Annotated in this window: 19 protein-coding genes; 7 read left to right on the top strand and 12 right to left on the bottom strand. The window is 36.2% G+C overall.

Annotated elements, in window-relative coordinates:
* Nucleotides 1–58 precede the first annotated feature (58 nt).
* Complete coding sequence (gene mnmA, locus RT037_RS01395; protein ID WP_313027450.1) at nt 59–1,246, bottom strand: tRNA 2-thiouridine(34) synthase MnmA; 1,188 nt, start codon at nt 1,244–1,246, stop codon at nt 59–61.
* 276 nt (nt 1,247–1,522) lie between these two features.
* Here mnmA and RT037_RS01390 point away from each other — a divergent pair, with 276 nt between their 5' ends.
* Complete coding sequence (locus RT037_RS01390) at nt 1,523–2,050, top strand: hypothetical protein (RefSeq protein WP_313027447.1); 528 nt, start codon at nt 1,523–1,525, stop codon at nt 2,048–2,050.
* Between the two features lie 86 nt (nt 2,051–2,136).
* Here the strand turns inward: RT037_RS01390 and RT037_RS01385 are convergent, their stop codons facing one another.
* Complete coding sequence (locus RT037_RS01385) at nt 2,137–3,804, bottom strand: DUF6909 family protein (RefSeq protein ID WP_312323804.1); 1,668 nt, start codon at nt 3,802–3,804, stop codon at nt 2,137–2,139.
* A 308-nt stretch (nt 3,805–4,112) separates the two neighbouring features.
* Between RT037_RS01385 and RT037_RS01380 the strand changes: the two genes are divergently transcribed.
* The 3 genes from RT037_RS01380 to RT037_RS01370 all read left to right on the top strand — a co-directional run bounded on the left by RT037_RS01380 (nt 4,113) and on the right by RT037_RS01370 (nt 8,015).
* The gene (locus RT037_RS01380) at nt 4,113–6,311 is read left to right on the top strand and encodes a glutamine synthetase III (RefSeq protein WP_313027444.1); all 2,199 of its coding nucleotides are present in this window, start codon (nt 4,113–4,115) and stop codon (nt 6,309–6,311) included.
* A 479-nt stretch (nt 6,312–6,790) separates the two neighbouring features.
* Nucleotides 6,791–7,060 carry a GNAT family N-acetyltransferase gene (locus tag RT037_RS01375; RefSeq protein WP_313027441.1) on the top strand — a complete coding sequence of 90 codons (270 nt, stop codon included), beginning with the start codon at nt 6,791–6,793 and terminating at the stop codon, nt 7,058–7,060.
* Between the two features lie 280 nt (nt 7,061–7,340).
* Entirely contained in the window at nt 7,341–8,015 is a 675-nt protein-coding gene (locus RT037_RS01370; protein ID WP_313027438.1) for an NlpC/P60 family protein, read from the top strand.
* A 52-nt stretch (nt 8,016–8,067) separates the two neighbouring features.
* On the opposite strand, the gene RT037_RS01365 is transcribed toward RT037_RS01370, so the two are convergent.
* Nucleotides 8,068–9,081: a phosphotransferase gene (locus tag RT037_RS01365; RefSeq protein ID WP_313027434.1), complete on the bottom strand. Its 1,014-nt coding sequence runs from the start codon at nt 9,079–9,081 to the stop codon at nt 8,068–8,070.
* A 77-nt stretch (nt 9,082–9,158) separates the two neighbouring features.
* Between RT037_RS01365 and xrtF the strand changes: the two genes are divergently transcribed.
* Both xrtF and RT037_RS01355 read left to right on the top strand, forming a co-directional pair.
* Nucleotides 9,159–9,695, top strand: coding sequence for an exosortase family protein XrtF (gene xrtF / locus RT037_RS01360; RefSeq protein WP_313027430.1), 537 nt, complete (start codon nt 9,159–9,161; stop codon nt 9,693–9,695).
* Nucleotides 9,682–10,119: an exosortase F system-associated membrane protein gene (locus RT037_RS01355; protein ID WP_313027425.1), complete on the top strand. Its 438-nt coding sequence runs from the start codon at nt 9,682–9,684 to the stop codon at nt 10,117–10,119. Before xrtF ends, RT037_RS01355 begins: the two co-directional genes overlap by 14 nt.
* On the opposite strand, the gene RT037_RS01350 is transcribed toward RT037_RS01355, so the two are convergent.
* The 9 genes from RT037_RS01350 to dnaB all read right to left on the bottom strand — a co-directional run bounded on the left by RT037_RS01350 (nt 10,116) and on the right by dnaB (nt 20,973).
* On the bottom strand, nt 10,116–11,120 hold the full coding sequence (locus RT037_RS01350; RefSeq protein WP_313027423.1) for a cation diffusion facilitator family transporter: 1,005 nt from the start codon (nt 11,118–11,120) through the stop codon (nt 10,116–10,118). The two genes, RT037_RS01355 and RT037_RS01350, sit on opposite strands and share 4 nt — an antisense overlap.
* Before the next feature lie 77 nt (nt 11,121–11,197).
* The gene (locus RT037_RS01345) at nt 11,198–12,187 is read right to left on the bottom strand and encodes an aspartate-semialdehyde dehydrogenase (RefSeq protein ID WP_313027420.1); all 990 of its coding nucleotides are present in this window, start codon (nt 12,185–12,187) and stop codon (nt 11,198–11,200) included.
* 94 nt (nt 12,188–12,281) lie between these two features.
* Nucleotides 12,282–12,713: a hypothetical protein gene (locus tag RT037_RS01340; RefSeq protein WP_312322195.1), complete on the bottom strand. Its 432-nt coding sequence runs from the start codon at nt 12,711–12,713 to the stop codon at nt 12,282–12,284.
* Between the two features lie 80 nt (nt 12,714–12,793).
* Nucleotides 12,794–15,397 (bottom strand): TonB-dependent receptor domain-containing protein, encoded by a 2,604-nt coding sequence (locus RT037_RS01335; protein ID WP_313027416.1) that lies wholly within the window; start codon nt 15,395–15,397, stop codon nt 12,794–12,796.
* Between the two features lie 142 nt (nt 15,398–15,539).
* Entirely contained in the window at nt 15,540–16,400 is an 861-nt protein-coding gene (gene nadC, locus RT037_RS01330; RefSeq protein WP_312322193.1) for a carboxylating nicotinate-nucleotide diphosphorylase, read from the bottom strand.
* A 59-nt stretch (nt 16,401–16,459) separates the two neighbouring features.
* Nucleotides 16,460–18,031 carry an L-aspartate oxidase gene (gene nadB / locus RT037_RS01325; protein WP_312322199.1) on the bottom strand — a complete coding sequence of 524 codons (1,572 nt, stop codon included), beginning with the start codon at nt 18,029–18,031 and terminating at the stop codon, nt 16,460–16,462.
* Nucleotides 18,032–18,048: 17 nt separating this feature from the next.
* A complete protein-coding gene (locus RT037_RS01320) occupies nt 18,049–18,696 on the bottom strand; it encodes an NAD(P)H-dependent oxidoreductase (protein WP_312322192.1) in 648 nt (215 codons plus the stop codon).
* Nucleotides 18,697–18,866: 170 nt separating this feature from the next.
* The gene (gene rnhA / locus RT037_RS01315; protein ID WP_312322190.1) at nt 18,867–19,343 is read right to left on the bottom strand and encodes a ribonuclease HI; all 477 of its coding nucleotides are present in this window, start codon (nt 19,341–19,343) and stop codon (nt 18,867–18,869) included.
* Between the two features lie 10 nt (nt 19,344–19,353).
* A complete protein-coding gene (dnaB, locus tag RT037_RS01310) occupies nt 19,354–20,973 on the bottom strand; it encodes a replicative DNA helicase (protein WP_312322188.1) in 1,620 nt (539 codons plus the stop codon).
* Between the two features lie 201 nt (nt 20,974–21,174).
* Here dnaB and RT037_RS01305 point away from each other — a divergent pair, with 201 nt between their 5' ends.
* On the top strand, nt 21,175–22,641 hold the full coding sequence (locus tag RT037_RS01305) for a DUF5687 family protein (RefSeq protein ID WP_313027406.1): 1,467 nt from the start codon (nt 21,175–21,177) through the stop codon (nt 22,639–22,641).
* Nucleotides 22,642–22,648 lie beyond the last annotated feature (7 nt).

The raw sequence follows: 22,648 nt of genomic DNA, 5'->3' as shown, positions 1-22,648 counted from the left end.
AGCTTTCTCAGAAAATGAGAAAGCTTTTTCTATTTTATGTTTAAAACAATTTCTAAACCTAAGAAATCACGCCACTTCCAATTAATTCATCGTCCAAATACCAAGCCGCAAATTGACCTTCCGCAATTGCAGATTGAGGCTTGTCAAATTCTACATAGAAAGCATCTTCGAACTGAAAAATTGTCGCTTCCTGCAAATCTTGACGATATCTATATCTCGCCAAAACGCGCATGCTTTCGCCAGCTTTCAAACGAAGATCTTCACGAACCCAATGCACTTCCGAGTTGTCAATTTTCAAAGCTTTTTTATGCAGTCCTGGGAAACTGTGACTTTCGCCAACGAAGATAATATTGTTCTCCATATCACGAGAAATCACGAAACAACTTTCTTTGTGACCGCCGATGCCAAGACCTTTACTTTGTCCGGTCGTGTAGAATTGCGCACCTTGATGCTTGCCAATTACTTTACCATCTGCCTTTTCGTATTTTATGTTGCGAGACAGATATTTTAATTCTTCTTCTTTGTTGTCAAAATTCGGTGCTTCTTCTCCAAAGCCCTTAAAGTCTTTAAAAATTTCCACGATTTCGCCTTCTTTCGGAACCAATTGTTGTTGCAAGAAAGTCGGAAGACTTACCTTTCCGATAAAACATAGACCTTGCGAATCCTTTTTATCAGCGGTAACCAGACCAATTTCTTTAGCAATTTCTCTAACTTCAGGCTTTGTCAATTCACCGATCGGGAAAAGCGCTTTCGACAACTGATCTTGACTCAATTGACACAAGAAATACGACTGATCTTTGTTGTTATCTTTCCCCGCCAAAAGATGGAAAACCTCTTTTCCGTTTTCATCAATTGTAGAATCCACGCGTGCATAATGTCCTGTCGCAACTTTGTCAGCACCCAAAGACATTGCGGTTTTCATAAACACGTCAAACTTTACTTCGCGGTTACAAAGCACGTCAGGATTTGGTGTACGACCTTTCTGATACTCATCAAACATATAATCGACGATGCGCTCCTTATAAAGTTCGCTCATATCAATCACCTGAAACGGAATTCCCAATTTTTGCGCCACCATCAGCGCGTCATTACTATCTTCAACCCAAGGACATTCGTCCTCCAAAGTCACCGAAGCATCATTCCAATTACGCATAAATAGGGCGATAACCTCATGTCCTTGCTGTTGCAAAAGATACGCCGTCACGCTCGAATCTACGCCTCCGGACAAACCAACTACTACTTTCATAATGTCTTCTAATTTTAGGAGCAGGACGATTTTCTCTTCGTTAGGAAAATCCTCGCCCGCTGTCCGCTATATCTTTTTTTGGTCGCTTCAGCTCCGCTCAGCCACCAAAAAAAGGATGCCGCTTCCATCGGGGCTATGTTGAAGTTTTGTAATAATAAGACAATCAACATACTGCTTTGACGCTCGCTTCGCTCGCGCCCAATTTCACGATGCAAAAATACGACGAATATAATCGCTAAAAAAGCTTTAATTTTACACATTGAAAAAATCGATAATATGAGAAAAATTATTATTTTTTGTTTAGTCTTTGCAAATATGTTTGCATTCTCGCAGATAGGCGTTTCGCAAACTGCTAGTTCTAACCGTTGGACTTATGGAGGTGGTCTTGGTGTAGGATTTGGAAGCAATAGTTCTTTTAATATTGGTATTTCGCCGAGAGTTGGTTATCGCGTAACCGAAGATTTCGAAGCAGGACTTATGGGGAATTTCACTTACCAAACCAGCAATTATTACAATTCGACAATGTTTGGTATTGGTCCTTTTGCTAACTATTATTTTGCACGTAACTTTTATTTAGGAAGTACATTTCAACAATATTTTGTGAATTACAACATAAAACAAGACAACGGTTATAAATTTAGTACGGACGAATCTGCTTTGTATCTTGGTGGCGGTTATATGACGCAAATCGGAAATGGCGCTTACTTCCAAATCGGGTTAATGTACAATGTCCTTTGGAATGAAAACAAAAGTATTTTTTCTAGTAGTTTGATGCCAAGTGTTGGTTTTGTTGTAGGGCTTTAAGAAACTGAAAGCTTAAAAACAAAAATCCCAATTCTTACTCAGAATTGGGATTTTTTTATTGAAAAATTTAAGTTTAATTTTTAGACTTATACTTTACCAAAAATCTTTTCAAGGATTCTTAAAGTAATAAGATAAGTTGGTTTTACACCTGTTAGTCCAAGACCTCCAGAAGATAATGTGCTACCAGTTTCTAACGGATTATCCGATGCGTAATAAGCATAACAAACGAAAAGATCTTCGCTAATGTGGTGACGGATTTTGCTAGCAACTTGGATGGCTTTTTGATAATGCGCACCTTCCATTTCTAGTCCGATAGCTTTCCAAGAAGTGTTCATAAAATACGAAAGAATATCTTTATTCTGAAGTGATGTTCCTAATACAGTAATCATTGGTCCTTCAAAAGCTTTTAATTCATCATCTTGGAAATCCTCCAAATCCAAAGCATTCACGAAAGGATAGTTGTCCGCTGTTCCTTCAAAAATGTGAGACGTTGGAATCATAATGTCCCCTTTTTTACCTTCCAAAATTCCGGCTTTACCCATGATTGAAATAGATTTTACTTTCATAGTGTAGATTTCGCCGTTTGCATCGTATGGTCTTAATAATTCGTCCATAACTTCGTAAGCTTGCTCACCAAAAGCATAATCGAAAACCAAAATAACTTCATCACCTGTCGGTGCAGAATCTGCGAAAGCGGTGTTTTTAAGATTCGTTTTAGAAACATCAATTATTTGTACATCGATGTTACTTCCACTTGTGTCTTTAATATAGATAAGACCTTGCTCTTGCGATGTATGAAGAATCTTGTCTTGTAAAGCTTTGTTGTTAGATATCTCTTCAAAAAGTTTGTAATCGATTTCTTTTTTCGCCTTTTTACCAAGTGCGTCATTGGCATACAACATGTTTTTCACACTATGCATGTTAGCACTAATGATGTGTAACGGACGCATGTGTAGGTTGTTTTCGTAAAGAACAGACTTTATTTTGTTTGCCCATCTTTCTCCGAAAAGGTGATGGCCAACACGTTCTTGAAGAATTGATGAAAAATAGATTTCACGATTTCTAACTTCCTTCCAATCTTCTAAACTGACTTGCCCTAACCAATAAATAATCTTAAATAATCTATCAGGATTTGCATCGTCACCAAAGTCGTTGTAAGCATCCAAAGTCTCATCAAAAGTTCTTCCTAATAAAGACGAAAGATGTATTAATGCAACTTCTTTTTCTTTGCGACTGTATTTTTTCTCGCCAATAGCAACCTCTTCGATGATTTTCCAAACGCGTCTTGGTCTTCCGCCATCTTGCATATCAAAACCAATATTTCTGATTTTGTCTGCTTCTAGATATAAGAATGTTAAGTGGGTAAGGATATCATAAATTTCGGAACGACCTAGTAGAACTTCAATGTTCATTTGGTGTTCGTCGATTCTGTAACAGTTTCTACGACGTTTTTTCGGAACGATTGGCTCGAAGCTACCTTTTTCAAATCCTTCATCAGAAGTCAAATGTATAAAAGCGCATTCTTCGATACCTTCGGGCAAACGATCCAAAACATAAAGTAGACCGCTGAGTTCTATTTTATGTGGATTGCCCATGCTTCCATAGATTTCGGGTTGGATAATCATAAGAAGTTTTCTCAATGATTCACCAGAAACGCCAGAAGGTTTAAAAAATCCTCTATAAAATAAGTGTCTCATAGAAACATATAATCTTTCGATCGCTTCTGTGGTCTCTCTTGCTCTAGAATTTACCATAATGTTTTTGTTTTTAGAAAAGTGGGCAAAGTTACGAAATTTAATTATATAAAGCTAATTCTATGTAAAGATACTGTTAATCAAAAGCATTTTGTGTGTATTAAATATGATATTTGATTGTGTTTTCAAAAAATTCATAATGCATTAATATTGGATATAAATTTTGTTAGTTAAAGTCTAAAACGCCATTTATTTATAGGGGTTGTTTACTGAATTTATATTTTTTTTTAATTTAACATTAAAATTTTAGGGGTATGTGATTTTGTTTTTAGTTTTTTATTAACTTTGCCCTATCAAAATATAAGCTGATGTCAACATTAAGATTTAAAGCCTTAGCAGAACTTCCATTTAGAGATTACAGAAAAGACAATTTCGTGGATGTTCCCGTAAAACTTTCAGAATTATTCTGCAACAACGTGTTTTCAGAATACACCATGAGAGAGTATTTAACAAAAGAAGCATTCAATTCTATTATGGATGCGATTAAAAAAGGAACTCAAATCCAAAGACATATTGCGGATCAGGTTGCAGTTGCGATGAAGGATTGGGCGATGTCCAAAGGTGTGACACACTACACGCACTGGTTTCAACCTTTAACAGGAACAACTGCTGAAAAGCACGATTCATTCTTTACTCCAATTGAAGGCGATAGAGCAATCGAGCGTTTCAACGGAGGAATGTTGATTCAACAAGAGCCAGACGCTTCTTCTTTCCCGAATGGTGGAATCAGAAACACATTCGAAGCAAGAGGTTACACGGCTTGGGATCCAACGTCACCAGCGTTTATCATGGGAACGACGCTTTGTATTCCATCGATTTTCATTTCGTATACGGGAGAAACTTTAGATTACAAAACACCTTTACTACGTGCTTTAAACGCAGTTGACGACGCTGCAACAGACGTTTGTAAGGCTTATTTCGACAAGAACGTAACCAAAGTAACGCCAACTTTAGGTTGGGAGCAAGAATATTTCTTGGTAGATTCTGCCCTATATATTTCTCGTCCAGACTTAGTGTTAACGGGTAAAACTTTACTTGGGCATTCACCAGCGAAAGGACAACAATTAGATGATCATTATTTCGGATCGATTCCTACAAGAGTGATGAACTTCATGAAAGAATTGGAAATCGAATGTATGAAGTTGGGAATTCCAGTTACAACACGTCACAACGAAGTTGCTCCGAATCAGTTCGAATTGGCGCCGATGTTTGAAGAATGTAACGTAGCGGTTGACCACAACTCTTTGTTGATGGATATTATGGCGAGAATTGCACACAAACATCATTTCCATATTTTGTTCCATGAAAAACCATTCGCAGGCGTTAACGGAAGTGGAAAGCACAACAACTGGAGTTTGGCGACAGATACAGGTGAAAACCTTTTAAGTCCAGGAAAAAATCCAAAGAAAAACCTACAATTCTTAACATTCTTCGTGAATTCATTGAAAGCAGTTCATGATTATGCGGATTTGTTGAGAGCAAGCATCGCGTCGGCAAGTAATGACCATCGTTTGGGAGCTAACGAAGCGCCGCCAGCAATTATCTCCGCATTTATCGGAAGCCAATTGTTTAGCGTTTTGGAAGAACTTGAAAAAGTAACCGACGGAAAACTATCTCCAGAAGAAAAAACGGAATTAAAACTGAACGTTGTTGGTAAAATTCCTGAAATCCTTTTGGATAACACAGACAGAAACAGAACGTCGCCTTTCGCTTTTACAGGAAATAAATTTGAAATTCGTGCGGTTGGTTCTTCTGCAAACTGTGCGGAAGTAATGACGGTGATGAACGCTATTGTTGCAAAACAGCTTCGAGTTTTCAAAACAGAAGTTGATGCACTAATCGACGGTGGACTTAAGAAAGACGAAGCGATTTTCAATGTGTTGAGAGAATACATCAAACAATCGAAAACAATTTTGTTTGAAGGTGATGGTTATTCTGATGATTGGGCAAAAGAAGCTAAAAAAAGAGGTCTTAACAATCATAAAACGACGCCAGAAGCGCTTAAACAAGAATTAAATCCGAAATTTTCAGAGCTTTTTGAAGAATTAAAAATCTATTCTCACAGAGAATTCGAAGCTAGAAACGAAATTAAATTCGAAAAATATTCAACCGTAATTGATATCGAAGCTAGAGTTTTGGCGGATATCGCAAGAAACCACATTATTCCAGCTGCGCTTAATTATCAAAATAGATTAATTGAAAACGTAAAAGGTCTTAAAGAAATCTTTGGTGACAAAGAATTTAAGGTTTTAGGAAAAGAGCAAATCAGCTTGATTACTCAGATTTCTGAAAACGTTTCTAAAATCAAATTAGGTGTTGACGAACTTCTTAAAGAAAAAGAAACTGCGAAGAACACGAAAGACAGCCACAAACAAGCAGACGCTTATTGTAACAAGGTGAAGCCTTTATTTGATGTGATTCGCGAAGGATCGGACGCTTTGGAGATGATGGTTGACGACGAGCTTTGGCCGATGACCAAATACAGAGAACTTTTGTTCACAAGATAAAGTAAGAAGGCCTACAATCGTAGGTCTTTTTTTTTGAGCTTTTTGACTAGGTCGAAAAGATTTTATTATTTTTTATGGAGAGCTTTTTCCCGCTATCCACTATATCTTTTGTAGTGTCGCTCGGACGCTCCGCTGCGCTCCGTCGCCTCGCTCCACCACAAAAGGATGCCGTTTTTATCGGGGCTAATGACTACTAACAGATTGTTTTTATACATATCAATAATTCTGACAGCGCAATGCATCGAGAACTTAAATAGAAGTTTTAGGCGTCCGAAATAATTTCATTTAAATCAAAGAATTATATCTTATATATATGTATAGGATTGAAATAAAGAAAACAGATTGTACAAATCTAGATTTCCAATCGCTTGTAAGGCTTTTGGATGAGGACTTGGTCATTCGTGATGGTGACGATCACGACTTTTATCATCCGTTTTATGGGATTGATACTTTGAGACATTGTTTGCTTTTATTAAAAAATGAAAAAGCAGTTGGTGGTGGTGTTATTAAATTTTACGATTACAGCGCTGCTGATGTTAAAAAGAATGTTCGTTCTGGAGTCCGAACGCGGACAAGGTTTCTCTTATCAACTTTTAAAAAGATTAGAAACTTGGGCAAAGTATCTAGATTTCGAAAACTTAATCTTAGCAACAGGCGTTAATCAGCCGGAAGCAATTGCTTTGTGCAAGAAGTGTGGCTATCAAGTTATCGAAAACTATGAACAATATCAAGGCGTTGGAACAAGCTAGTGTTTTATAAAATATAAAACTGTAACTAAATAGATGATTTCTAAAATCTAAATAGATGTCTATGATAATTGTTAAAGAATCTTAAACAAAATAAAATCGCAAAGTCCCTAAAATGGTGCTTTGCGATTCGTTTTTGATTAACATTCTAATTAAAAATGTTAAAATGTGTTAAAACGAGCTTCTGATAATTCAATATGAAAAGCTCTTCTATCGGTATTCTCTAAATTTGCCATGCATTTGAACAAAAAGAAACCTATTTAACACGTTTAAATAAATATATATGAAGAAAAGAGTTCTGTTTTATTTAGTAGCGACCATTACAACATTCTCCCTACAATCATGTGTATCAAACTATGTTGTATCACAACCAAATATATACAAAACCGATGCCAAAGTAACTCCAGTAGTTGTTAAAGCTGAAACATCAGATAACATTCAAGCAAAAAGAATGTTGGCATCTCTTAATAACGCTTCTAACTCGATCAAAGCATCGATGATTGCAGAAGCTATCAAGCACGAAAAAACAATCGACAGCATATTAGACGAAGCAAGTACTTATCTAGGAACGCCTTACAGATACGGAGGTACAACTAGAAATGGAATCGACTGTTCTGCCTTTGTACTTTCAGTTTTTGGCGCTGCCGCTGGTGTTAACCTTCCACGAGTTGCTGCCGCACAATCGCAAGAAGGAGACTCTGTTGATAAGTCAGACCTTAAAAAAGGAGACTTAGTATTCTTCTCTCATGGTAGAGGTCGTATTTCTCACGTAGGTATTGTTGAAGAAGTTGATGAGAAGGGGGAAGTTAAATTTATACATTCTGCAACATCAAGAGGTGTGATGGTATCTTCACTTAATGACAAATATTGGGGACCGAGATATCGTTTTGCAAAGAGGATTTTAAAAGAGAATAGCTTGGTTCTTAATCAAACCTCTACTAAAAGTCAAATAAATTAAGATTAAATAATAAAGAAAAACTTCAAAGTAATTTGAAGTTTTTTTTTGATTATTATTGTAGAATATTTTCGATTTTAAGTTTCGTATCCGTCGTTTCTAGTTGTTGTATAACATTTAGAAGTTCGGGATAAGCTTGTAGATCAGGCCAAGTTGCAGATAATTCAACAATATTTTTAATGCCTTGGTCGAGACTATTGATGAAATGTTTTTTCCTTTGAATTAAACCCCGGAAACCATACGCACCCAATACTTGAAGATAGCGCATCATAATAATTGGCTTAATAGAATTTTTAAGCATTTCTCGCTCTTTTTTTTCAGAGAATAGAGAAATATAATAATCTAACATCTCTTGCTTAAATTCAGTAGAAAAATTGGCCTTTGCTTGATACAAAAACGAGATTACATCGTATATCAGCGGTCCAAACATTGCACCTTGATAATCGATAAAAAAAACATCGTCATTATCATCTACCATAATATTCCTAGCTTGAAAATCGCGAATCATCAAGCCTTTTGGTTCCAATTCTGAAACTATTTTTGTGATTGTCTGAAATTCTTTTAGAAGTTTCGATTTGTGATAATTGATTTCTAAAACATCCACTAAAAAATTCTTGAAATAATATAAATCGTGAAGAATGGCAAGCTCGTCATATTCTTCGTAATCGAAAGTCTTTGTGTAATCGATTCTGTTGATGTTTTTTTGCTGTAAATCAAATAGTTGCTTTAGTGTTTTTCGTGCAAGCGATTTAATTCTTGTTTCATCAAATTCGGTAGAAATAATTTCGGAAAGCGTATGTTCTCCTAAATATTCTTGGATGTAAACTTGACGATTTTCTGAGATTTTAAAAATCTTAGGTGTATTAAGATTTAATTTTGAAAAAACCTCTGTGAAGTAAAAGAACACTTCATTTTCTCGCAGATTGTCGTTGTCTGTGATAACGTACTTTTTATCATCAAATCTTGCGATATAATTTTTGCGCGAAGATCCGCTTTGCGGCAGTGCAACAATATTGGTGTTTTCGCTGTGACAAAAGTTGTTAAAGAATTCTTTGATATGTGATTCCATAACAGCAAATTTAATTATTTAGACTTTAAGAATGTCGATATTATTGAAAGAAGCAAATAATTATGTAGTTTTGTTTTATGCTAAAAGATCTAAAACCAGTTTTGAAAATTCTTCTACGATTTGTGGGGATTTATTTGGTTTTACTTTTATTGTACCAATTGTATCTCAATCGGTTCGACAACGCAGTTATCGATCCGTTCTCTCGTTGGGTAGCTGGACAGGCAAATTGGTTTCAAAATACTTGCGGTTTTACATCATGCTTGCAGGATGGCGTCGGGAAGGAGGGAATTCGGTTTATTATTCAAGGCGAATATTTGACCAGAATGGTGGAAGGTTGCAATGCGATTTCGGTGATGATTATGTTTGTAGCATTCATCTTTGCGTTTTATAAAGGTGCAAAAACCATTGTATTTGTTATTCTTGGCTTGGTTGCGCTGCATGTGATGAATTTCGTCCGAATCGCTTGTCTTAATATGGTGATGTCAGATTTTCCACAGTATGGGAAGATGTTTCATGATTATGTTTTTCCTGCGATTATTTACGGAACGGTGATTGTTTTATGGATTGTTTGGATCAAGTTTTTTGCTTTAAAAAAGGAAGATGAAAGCGCTTAATATTCTTTTCGTTATTCTTGGACTGGCAGGATTAATCGCTGTGAGATTTTTGGAGGATAAGTTATTTTTTGATCCGTTTTTAGCTTATTTTAAAGATGAATTAAAAGCTAAAGCTTTTCCGAAATTTGACGATACAAAACTTATTTTTAGTTATTTGCTGAGGTTTTTTCTTAATTTGATCTTGTCAACAATTATTATCCAGAATTTATTCCGAAATAAAATTTGGACCAAACAAGCGGTTGTTTTAATGCTTCTGGTCTTTGTAATTGTCTTTCCGATCTACCTTTACTGTATCTATACCAATTTCGAAATCGGAAATCTGTTCGCATTCTACATCCGAAGATTCGTTATTCAACCGATGACTTTGTTGCTAGTTGTACCGATATTTTATTACAGAAAGCATTTGTTGACGAAATCGGCTTAGTTATTTCTGTCATGCTTGTCGTGTTGTGTAATATTTTGTGCGGTCCAAGTTATTTTTTTTAAAAATTCTTTTTCACGTACAGGACAGTTTTTAAGTTGACATATTTCGCAAGATTTTGGCTTGCAGTCATCCATGTGGAAATTGAATTCTATTTGCCGTTTTGCATTTTTAGCTAGAACTAAAATCACTTTTTCCATCTCTTGATGGGCTTCTCGCAGAGAGTAATAGTAGGGAAGTGTGATGTGCGCATCAATGTGAAGATTTGCCCCAAATTGTTGAATTTTCATATTATGGACATCAATCCAATCTTCCTCACGATTTTTTTCAAGTACATCAGCCACTTTTTCGACCAGTTGTATGTCTTGTTCATCCATAATGCCGCTGAGTGATTTACGGACGATTTTATAACCAATAAAGATGATGTAAATACCAAAAACCAAAGCTACTACAGCGTCTAACCAATAGATTTTTGTAAAATAAACTATGATTAAACTCAGAACTACACCACCAGTTGTAATGGTGTCACTCATCAAATGCTTGCCCGAACTTTGCAGAACTAATGATTTCTCTCTTAAACCTTTCTGTAAAGAAATATAACCCATCACATAATTTATAATTGCAGTAATAGCAACGATCAGCATTCCCCAATCCAATTTACCTGGAATGTTGTTGCTTAAAAGAGAATTAACCGCCTGTACGATGATGACAACACCAGCAAATATAATTAGTGTGCCTTCGACACCAGAAGTTATAAACTCGACTTTTCCGTGGCCATAAGGATGATCTTCGTCTTTTGGTTTCGCTGCAACATAAAGCGAGTAAAGTCCCATGAAGGCAGCAATGATGTTGACGATGCTTTCCATAGCGTCGGAGAATACAGCATCAGAATTTGTTAAGCGCCAAGCAATGAGCTTTGCAACAAATAATACAATCCCGATGATGGCAACATTTCGCTGGAATCGAAAATTATTTTTGCTGATATTTTGATCGCTAGAATTCATAAGTTTGAAAATAGATTTGTCTTTTGTTCGGTTAATCTAATAATAAAAAAATGCCCACTTTTTGGTGAGCATTTGGTTTATACTAATTTCTTAGCTAGAAGATATTCAGCGATTTGTACTGCGTTGGTTGCAGCGCCTTTTCGGAGGTTGTCTGCGACAATCCAACAGTTAAGTGTTTTTGGTTGCGAAATATCTCTACGAATTCTTCCAACAAAAACATCGTCTTTACCTTCCGCCATTAACGGCATTGGATATTGGTTGTTTTTAACATCATCCAAAACGGTAACCCCTGGAGTTTCAGAAAGGATTTTTTTAACTTCATCAAGATCAAATTCGTTTTCGAATTCAATGTTAACACTTTCAGAATGTCCGCCTTGTACAGGAACTCTAACCGCAGTCGCCGTCAAATTAAAACTGTCATCACCTAAAATCTTTTTAGGTTCTTTCATTAATTTAATTTCCTCTTTGGTGTAGTCGTTATCATCAAATACGTCGCAATGTGGCAACGCATTTTTGAAAATTTGATAAGGATAAACTTTGTCTGCATCTTTACCTTCGATCTCGGCGTTCAATTGATCGACAGCAGCTTTTCCAGTACCAGTAACCGATTGATAAGTCGAAACGACAACACGTTTGATATCGTATTTTTTATTTAATGGATGAAGAACCATTACCAACTGAATGGTTGAGCAGTTAGGATTTGCAATAATTTTATCTTCTTTTTCTAAAACATCTGCATTGATTTCTGGAACCACCAATTTTTTAGTAGGGTTCATTCTCCAAGCAGAAGAATTATCAATCACAAAAATACCAGCTTCTGCAAACTTTGGCGCCCAATCTAGAGACGTACCTCCGCCAGCAGAGAAGATTGCTATTTCAGGCTTTTTGTCAATAGCAGTTTGCATGGATACCACTTCGTAGTCATTCCCTTTGTATTTGACCTTGCTACCGATAGATTTTTCAGAAGCTACGGGGATTAGCTCGGTTATAGGGAAATTTCTTTCCTCAAGAACTTTCAACATCACTTGTCCTACCATTCCGGTAGCGCCAACTACTGCTATTTTCATTGATTTAAATAAAGGTTTTTAAGGTTTAATATTTAATGAGTAAAAAATTATAAGTTTAACCTTAGTAACTTATAATTCATAATTCAAAACTATTTTAAGCTCCGAAAACTTTTGCCCAAGGGAATGCAAATGCAAATAATGCAATCGCTAAAACACCCATGATAACCACTTTTAAGTTGATTGTTTCGGCAGTTTTAACTTTTTTGTTGATAATCGTCATTAAGATTACACCAATTAACATCGAGAAAGGATGCTCGACATATTGGAATCTTAAATCTGCGTTTTTCATTACAGCGCCCATGTCTAAGCCTTTTGAGAAAGTTACAGCTAACATGATAACACCAATTAGTAATTGAATGTGGAAGAAAATCATTGTAAACAATGTTGTTTTCTTTAAAAAGTTATTGACTTTGCCACTGTAACCGAACATCGTCATTAATAAGGCTACTAAGAATAAGGCAACTAACAAAAGCTCAAGATAAGCGAATCCTTTGTGTGCGTTAATTAAAATGTTGTAAAATTCCATAGTCTTTTATTTTAGGTTAACAAAGATAGCAAAAATCCCGACCAAAGGCCGGGATTTGAGATGTATTAATATTAAATTTCTTAGAAATTGAATGATAAACTTGTTGACCAAGTTCTTCCAAATCCGAAATAAACTCTGTTTGAAGCATCCAATCCTTTATAGAAGTTATTAGGATTGTTGATGTATGTGTCAAATTGTTGTTGTGCAGTTGTTGTAACTCCCCCAACAGTTTTATCAGTAAAGTCAGCAACAGTTTTAACTTTAATGTTAGTTGAACCATCTTGGATGTAAGTAGTATCCAATAAATTGTTAACATTAACTCCAATTGTGAAGAACTGTGATTTGTCGTTCAATTTAATCTTATAAGAAGCACCAATATTAAGTAAGTTAAAGTTAGGCAATTCAAGAGCTGTTTTACCTTGTTTATCAAATTCAGCAACATTTAAAGAAGAATAAATTTTGCCAACATACTGCCAATCTCCATAGATTTTAAGGTCTGTTACTGGAGAAATTGTTGCTCCTAAAGATGCTGTCATCTGTGGAATACTGTTGCTACCAGAACCACCAACTTTTACTTTATCTAAGTAAAGGGTTGTTTGATTAGATCCGTTAATTGCAACTGGCGTGTTGTCATCTAGGAAATTAGATCCTTGTGCATTACCTTTATATTGGTAATCGCCATAAGAGAACATCCCGTTGAATTCTAGATATTTGTTTACTTTGTAGTTTCCTTCAAACTCAGCACCCATATGTATTTGAGTAATTCCACTGATCTCAGAGTAACCATTATTTCCTAGACCGTCGATATCTTTAATCCCAGTTTTTCTAAAAAATCTGTCTTTCCATTCAGTTCTGTACAAGTTAACTTTTGCGTTAAAATTGTGCGCTCTGAATCCGTAACCTAATTCTGCAGAGAAGATTTTTTCATTAGTTAAATTCGGGTTAAGCACTTGTTGATTACTTGGATATACTGCTGACATAAATGGTTGTTTGCTATAGTAACCGATGTTAGCAAAAACGTTGTTTTGTTCATCGATATTATAGTTGGCCCCCCCTTTGATATTATAACCAAAGATGTTTTTGAAACCTGTTTTTCTTACTACAGCTTGACCTTGTTGTAAAGTCCCTGGTTTTACGAAATCATCAATTCTTTGGTAAGCCTGGTTAGATACTGATCCTTGTAAGAATGCAGATACTTTTTCTGTTGAATATTCAACTTGTCCAAATCCACTGTACCATAACACTTCTCCGTCATTACTAAATACCATTCTGTCTTCCATTGGTGCATTAGCTCCACCGAAAGGATTCCATGATAATTTTTTGTAGTCGTAAGTTTTTCTAATCAAGTTATTTGTTGGCAGATTTTTGTTAGTCGCATCTGTATATCCAGAAGCTCCATAAAGATTCGATAAAACTTGGTAATGATAACCATAGTAATATCTATCATCTGTACCAATTGAGAAATTCCAATTATCATTAATTTTATGTTGGAAATTCATTAAGATACCATACCAGTTGTGTGAGTTAACACTTGATGTTCTAACCAATGTATTACCTTGTACACCAACTGTTGGTGTTACTGCTGCATTTGCTGCAAAGATTTGATCAAAATTGTAGTGCCCTTCGTTATCTACAAAATCTTGCATTCCTTTTCCTCCAACTTTTCCAGCATTTCTTGCTCCACCACCACGTCCGTTAGACATGTAAGCAACTGTACTTAAAGTAGATTTATCACTAATATTCCAATCCCAGTTTAGCATCAGTACTGGTTTTGCATAATAGTTCATTGCGTTAGCAATTCCAACTCTTTTACCATTTGGTTGAGTTAAATATCCAAAATCTGAATTGTACTGTCTGTATGGCGTACCATCTTTATCTGGATTGTATTTAATGTAATTAGAAATTGTTGGCGCATAAGATCTTTGATCATGCCATTGTGGCGATGAAGTGATCATAAACTGCAAGTTATGTTTTTTGCTAGGTTGAAAACCTAAAGCAAAGAAGTAAGTATAAGCTTCATAATCTGTATTCTCAATGTATGTTGAACCAGATTGTCTAGCCATTAAGAATGATGAAGACCAACCCTTTTCTGATTTACCAGTATTATAAGCAAAAGATGTTTTTAAGAAGTCATTGTTACCAATACCCAATCTTACGACACCACCTTGTTTCATGTCAGCAGATCTAGTTACGAAGTTTAGCGTACCACCAACTGAAGCGATAGCTAGTTTAGAAGAACCTAAACCTCTTTGTACTTGCATTGTACTAGTTACATCAGCAAGACCTGTCCAGTTTGACATGTATACAGAACCTCCTTCCATATCGTTAACAGGCATACCGTTAACCATAACAGCGATATTCTTACTTTCGAAACCACGCATTGTAATACCTGAATCTCCAAATCCACCACCACCTTTTGTAGCGTAAACTGAAGGTGTTGTATTTAAGATTTCAACCAATTCTTTGTTACCTAATCTTTCTACAATCTGTGCAGCCTTAATTGTTGAAACAGCTACAGGTGTTTTTCTGTCTTTAGCGATGTCTGTTACCCCCTTTGTGATAACCACTTCATCGATATCATTCGATTTTAGTGTGTCGATCGGTTTTTGCTGAGCAAAATAGATGCTCGCTGTTGATAGTGTTAAAACGATTGATAATGATCGTCTTCCGAAGTTGCTTTTCATTTGATATGAATTACTATATTTATTTGACTCTGCAAATTTCAGAAATATAAATGAACGACGTTTTAACAAACAATTAACATTTGTCAGTTTGCAAGAAATTTAATATTCAGTTAACATTATGTTAAATAACAATTAACAAATGCTACTTAACAGCCTTGAGACTCAGGTCGATATTGTCCGCAGAGTGTGTTAAGGCTCCAGCCGAAATATAAGTGACACCAGTCGCAGCAATCTCTTTAAGTTGATCTCTAGTGATACCTCCAGAAGCCTCACTTTCACATTTTCCATCGATTAATTCGACAGCTTCTTTCATGGTTTTTACATCCATATTGTCGAGCATTATTCGGTCTACTTTGGCATCGATGGCTTCAGAAACTTCTTTTAGATTTCGAGTTTCGACTTCAATTTTTAGCTTCAATTTATTCTTTTGAATATAATCTTTTGCCATATTAACTGCATTTGTAATACTTCCGTTATAGTCAATATGATTGTCTTTTAACATAATCATATCATATAATCCATATCTATGATTAGTGCCGCCGCCGATAGCAACAGCCCATTTTTCGCAGATTCTAAAATTAGGAGTCGTCTTACGAGTATCAAGTAGTTTTGTTTTAGTGCCAACCAATCTTTGATCCCATTCGTGCGTTAAGGTTGCGATGCCACTCATACGTTGCATACAATTGAGAACCAAACGTTCGGCTGTTAGGATAGATTGTGCTTTTCCTGATACTAAAAATGCAATTTCACCAACTTTTGCTTGTTCACCATCATTAATAAAAACTTCAACATTCAAATCTTTATCGACATATTTGAAAATCTCTAAAGCCATATCAACGCCTGCGAGGATACAATTTTCCTTAACCAAAAGCTTGGCTTGTTGCTCAAGTTCTTTGGGAATAGTCGCTAAGGTTGAGTGGTCACCAGTGTTGATATCTTCTTGTATCGCAGCTTTTATAAAAGTCTGTAATGCTTTGTTGGTTACGTATGATGGTTTTTTCATGATAAATATTTGAAAATATATTATTTATTTTAAATAATTAAAGTTTAACTTTAACAGGTCTATGCAAGCTCTTTATTGTAAAATGCGCCTTTGTTTTGTTTCATTTCTAAAGATTGATCGATGATAAGTCCCGAAACGCTAACTAGATTTCTAAGCTCCGATAGTTGTGGCGAAAGAATAGAGTAGTTGTACAATTCGCTTACCGCTTCGGAAATATCTTGATGTTTTTTCTTTGCAATCTTAAGACGTTCGTTGCTTCTAACAATACTTACCAAATCGCTCATCATCTCTTGAAGTTGTTTTCTCAGATAAGTTACCAAAACCATTTCATCCATTATTTTCATGCCGTCTTCATTCCATTCGGGGATGGCTTTTAGATCATCAAAGTTGAAATTATTCTCTTCAAGCAAAGTCATGGATTTCAAAGCGGCATTATGTCCGAAAACTAAACCTTCTAGTAACGAATTGGATGCTAATCTATTAGCGCCGTGAAGTCCAGAGTTGGTACATTCTCCAACAGCAAATAGATTTCTGATAGACGATTGTCCATCTTTATCAATGTTAATACCGCCCATCAAATAATGTGCAGCAGGAACTACCGGAATCAGTTGTTTAAAGGGATCAATGCCTTCACTCAGACATTTATTATAGATGTTTGGGAAATGTTTCATGAATTTTTCCTTGTCCATTTCGCGACAATCAAGACCAACATATTCGTCACCAGAAGTTTTCATTTCGTTGTCAATCGCACGTGCAACGATGTCACGAGAAGCCAATTCTTCACGCGGATCGTATTTTTGCATAAAAGCTTTTCCGTTCTTGGTGCGAAGTTTTGCGCCATCACCTCGAACAGCTTCCGAAATCAGAAATAACATTCCGTCAAGCTTCGAATACAGCGCTGTTGGATGGAATTGATAATATTGCATATTGCTAACTTTGCCGTAAGCTCTTGCTACAAAGGCAATTCCGTCGCCAGTTGCGATAATTGGATTAGTCGTATTTTTATAAACGTGGCCAGCGCCGCCAGTCGCCACCAAAGTTATTTTTGCTGTGATTTTTTTGATTTGTTTTTGCTTTTCGTCCAAGATATATGCGCCGTAGCAATGGATGTTTTCTGGATCTAACTCTTTTCCTGGAACGTGATGTTGCGTCAACAAGTCGATCACATAATGGTAAGGCAGGATTTCGATATTTGGAGAATTACGCGCCGTTTCCAAAAGAGCACGTTCGATTTCAAAACCGGTGATGTCTTTGTGATGGACAATTCTATTTTCAGTATGACCGCCTTCGCGTCCAAGAGCGAATTTTCCGTTTTCTTGATCAAATTTTGCGCCCCATTCAACGATTTCGTTAAAGCGTTTTGGCGCTTCTTCCACCACCATTTTTACAACGTCGGGATCGTTTTCGCCATCACCAGCACGTATCGTATCGTCAATATGTTTTTGGAAGTTATCATTCTGAAAATCAGTGACTACCGCGAGTCCTCCCTGTGCATATTTTGTATTACTTTCATCTTCGTCTGCCTTAGTGACAATCATTATTTTGGTGTTTGGCAACTTCTCCGAAATTTTTATAGCGTAGGACAATCCAGAAATGCCCGATCCTATTACTAAAACATCCGTTTTTATCATATTGTTTTGTGCTAGTTTCAAATAAATTTAATAAATTTTTCGACAGGTTTTCTAACTTTTTTCAAATGCTGAAATCCATCATCATCAGCTCTTTTTCCTAAAGTCAAAACCACCGCAACGCGTTCTTCTTCCATATTTAATTCCAAAATTTCAGACAAAACATCTTGACTAAAACCTTCCATGGGGCAAGTGTCAACACCTTCTTCTGCGGCTGCGACAATCATGGTTCCGAGAAGTATATAAGCTTGTTTTTCAGACCAGTGTCTTAGGTCACTTTCAGTATGGCTCGAAGTGTATTGTTCGATGTTTTTTCTAAAAGCTGCAAGTATTTCCAAATCGATATTTCTCTCTTTCGAAATATGCGAAAAGTAACCATCCACGTACTCAGAGTCGATTTTCGTTTTCGAAACAATCGCAACAACATGAGAGCACGTGCTTACTTGCGATTTGTTATAAAAAGCTGGTATTATCTTTTCTTTTTGCGCGTCAGATTCGATAACAATCAATTTGTAAGGTTGCAAACCCAAAGAACTTACAGATAGTCGCCCCGCTTCCAAAATATTTTGCAAGGATTGCGAATCGATTTTTTCACCACTAAATTTCTTTACAGAATAGCGCCAAGCCAAAGCCTCTAGATAATTCATGTAACAAAGATAATCAACCATCTTCAAAATTAATTCTAAAGTTTTGTTAATTAGGAGCAATTCCAGCTTTCACTAGTCGCTATCTTGTATTTCACCATGCTTTTGCCTCTGCATAATACAAGATGAGATCCAACATGCCGTTCAATCTGGGCTAGGAGATTAGGTTTCCAAAGAAAATTTAGGAGCAGAATTTAGAATATTCCGCCTTTGTTTTGATTTTCAAAAAAATCGTCAGTTTGCAGATTAGCGCCTTGGGAAGCTTTAACAGCAAGTTGATCGACCAATTCATTTTCAGGATGTCCAGCGTGACCTTTTATCCAATGGAACTTCGGAGAATGTGTTTTAAGAAAAGGAATTAAAGCTTGCCAAAGGTCTGGGTTTTTAACATTTTTCCAACCACGTTTTACCCAACCAGCAATCCAGTTTTGGTTAATCGCATCGGATACATATTTGCTATCAGTAAAGATATGGATGTCGTGTCCTTCATCTTTTATTTTGGAAAGCGCCACAACAACAGCCATCAATTCCATACGGTTATTGGTTGTTAATCGGAAGCCGGCCGAAAAATGTTTTTGATATTGTTTCTCGGGGACGCGCATCAGAATTCCAAATCCGCCTTTTCCGGGATTGCCACTACATGCACCGTCAGTAAAAATTTCGATTTTCAAACTCTAAATTTTAGAAAGGCATTTCGTCATCATCGTCATCATTCATGGCTGAGCCAGAAACTTGGCCGCTAGAAGGTGTCGGTGGTCCAAAAACAAAATTAGGATCACCAGTTACAGTAATTTTAGCAAAATCTGGAGCCTCAAAAGCGCCACCGCTAAATCCTCCACCGCTAGGCGATGGTGCTTCACCACCAAATCCACCATAATAAGAATTGCCTAAAGTTTCCAAATCTGCAAACTTACCAATATGTTTATGGAACGCCAATCTAACATCGGCTGTTGCACCGTTACGGTGTTTTGCGATGATAATCTCGGCTTGGTTTTCGGTTTGTGTTTCTGCACCTTCTTCGTCATTATCCCAAACAGCAATTTTATAATACTCGGGACGGAAAATAAAAGATACGATATCGGCATCCTGCTCAATCGCTCCCGATTCTCTAAGATCCGAAAGCATTGGACGCTTTCCTGGACGCGTTTCTACAGTTCTTGATAACTGCGAAAGTGCAATTACTGGGACGTTAAGTTCTTTTGCAATGGCTTTTAAAGATCGCGAAATCATTGCGATTTCTTGTTCACGATTTCCGCTGCCTTTTCCAGAACTTGCTGTCATCAGCTGAAGATAATCGACCATGATAATCCTAACGCCATGTTGCATGACAAGGCGTCGGCATTTTGCACGGAAGTCAAAAATCGAAAGCGACGGCGTTTCATCAATGAAAAGAGGCGCATTTTCCAAAGCCGAGACATTGGTGAAAAGACTACTCCATTCTTGATCGGACAAAGTTCCTTTTCTTAAGTTTTCTGATGAAATGCCAGTTTCCGAAGCGATCATCCTTGTAATCAACTGTACAGACGCCATCTCCAAAGAGAAAAGCGCAAGTGGAATATTGTTATCCACCGTGATATTTCTCGCCATCGAAAGAATAAACGCAGTTTTACCCATCGCAGGACGTGCTGCAATAATGATAAGGTCGGAGTTTTGCCAACCTCCCGTTTCTTTATCCAAAGCTGTAAATCCTGATGGTACACCAGAAAGACCTTCTTTATCTTTAAGCGATTTAATTTTGTCAATCGCTTCTTTTACCAAAGAGTTTGCGGTATCGAATCCTTTTTTGATCGTTCCGTTGGTAATTTCGAAAAAGGATTGCTCTGCTTTGTCAAGAAGTTCGAAGACGTCCGTAGATTCTTTGTAAGAACTATCGATAACGTTAGCCGAAACATTAATTAACGAACGCAAAATATATTTCTCCAAAATCACACGAACGTGATATTCGATGTGTGCAGACGAGCTGACACCCAAAGTCAAGTCGATGATATAATGGTCGCCACCTGCCAGATTTAGTTTTTCAGTTCTTTTTAACTCCTGAATAACCGTCATCATATCGATCGGCGAGTTGCTTTCGTAAAGTTTTAAAATGGCAGAAAATATCGTCTGATGCCTAGGATCGTAGAAAACTTCGGGCGTTAATAAGTCGATAGAGTGGTCAAGCCCTTTTCTATCAATTAAAAAAGTACCGATTACAAGTTTTTCAAAATCAACAGCATTAGGTGGCATTTTGCCATCAGAAATCGATAATTCTTTAGCAAAATTGCCCTGTGTAAGCGACGATAAGGTTTCTTTCTGAGCCATTGTACAAAGATAGAGCTTTTAAAAATTGTGTAAAATCAAGTTCTTCACAAAAAATTGTAAAAGTGATAAAATTCTTTTGTTAAAGGAGTTTTTGATGTTGATAACTTAAATTTTAATCAAGATTTAGTTCCGAAACTGTAACAATGTTGTATTTAATTCAACTAAATTTATATACGAGTTTTTATTTTAAATCTTACAGATATGATCAAACGTTTTGCAGTTTTAGAATTCAGGAACTTTATGCGATCCAGCAGTTTTGCTTCCAATCTTATAATGAAGATTTTGCAAGCGATGCTGATCGTGTATTTTCTGATAGCATTTGTTGGGGTTAGCGTTGCGGTTTTTTATTATCCGAAAGAAAAACTTCTGACAGATCCTTTGTATTTTGTTGGACAGTTTTTGTTGTATGCTTTTTTGGCGGATGTGTTTTTGAGATATTTTATGCAGCAGATGCCGACGCAGAATATCAAGGCTTTTTTAACCATGAATATTCCTAAAAATACGGTCGTTAAATATTTGATTTCGAAAACATTTTTGTCATTTTTTACTTGGGGGAATGCTTTTCTGTATGTACCATTTGTTGTTTTGTTATTGATAAATGGCTACAGTATTATAGGAAGTTTGGCGTGGTTGTTTGCTATTATGTGTCTGTACTTTATTAGTAACCTCATTAATATTTTGATGAATGGAAAAGACATTGTTGCTTACATTATTGGAGGATCTTTGTTGGTTTTGGCGGCTTTAGATTATTATGGAATTATCAATTTTCGATATTTTTCTGGACAATTATTTTACTCGTTTTACACAAAACCTTGGCTTTGTATTGTTCCAGTTTTGATATTTATTCCTTTATTATTTTTGGTTTTTAAACAAATTAAATCTAATTTTTATCTTGATAAAGGACTTGAATTAAAAAAAGAAGAAGGTAAAACCGAGAATATTCAATTCTTGAATAGATTTGGGATTTTAGGAACTTTTCTTAACAACGATATCCGAATGTTGAAACGTAGTAAAGCAGCAAAATCTGTGGCGATGGGCGGATTTTTATTTCTATTTTACGGATTATTGATGTTTGCAAGTCCAACTTACGAAACGCCTACAATGATGATGTTTCTAGGGATTTTTGTGACTGGCGGTTTCCAGATGTTGTTTGGACAAAAAGTGCCGTCTTTCGATAGCTCATATTATCCGTTGATGATGACGCTAAATGTCCCTTACAAAGATTATCTTAAAGCCAAATGGTGGCTCGTAAATATTGTAACTTTTGTGTCGATGATTTTCGCTTTATTTTATGCGTTTTTTGGTTGGGAAGTTTATTTCACCTTCTTTGCTGCTGGACTTTATAATATCGGAGTTAACTCCCAAGTGACGCTACTTTCGGGTGCGTTTAACAAAAATCCTATCGATCTTAATGCCGCAAAAAAATCGATGGGACAACAGAATAATTTTAGTTTTAAAAATATATTGTTAGCGATTCCGAAAATGGCATTGCCAATGTTAATCTATGGTGTAACAATTACATTTTTCGGGACAGTTGCGGCGGTTGTAGCAATTGCAGTTGTGGGCGTTATTGGATTTTTGATTCGTGAAAAAATATTCGATTATATCGTTCGACTTTACAAAAAGGAAAAATACGACACTTTAACCGCTTTCAAAAAAACAACTTAAAAAAAGA

The organism is Soonwooa sp., from assembly GCF_032062245.1.
Taxonomy (GTDB): domain Bacteria; phylum Bacteroidota; class Bacteroidia; order Flavobacteriales; family Weeksellaceae; genus Soonwooa.
Note: the sequence above shows the minus strand (reverse complement) of the source record. Positions and strands in the feature narration are given on the sequence as shown.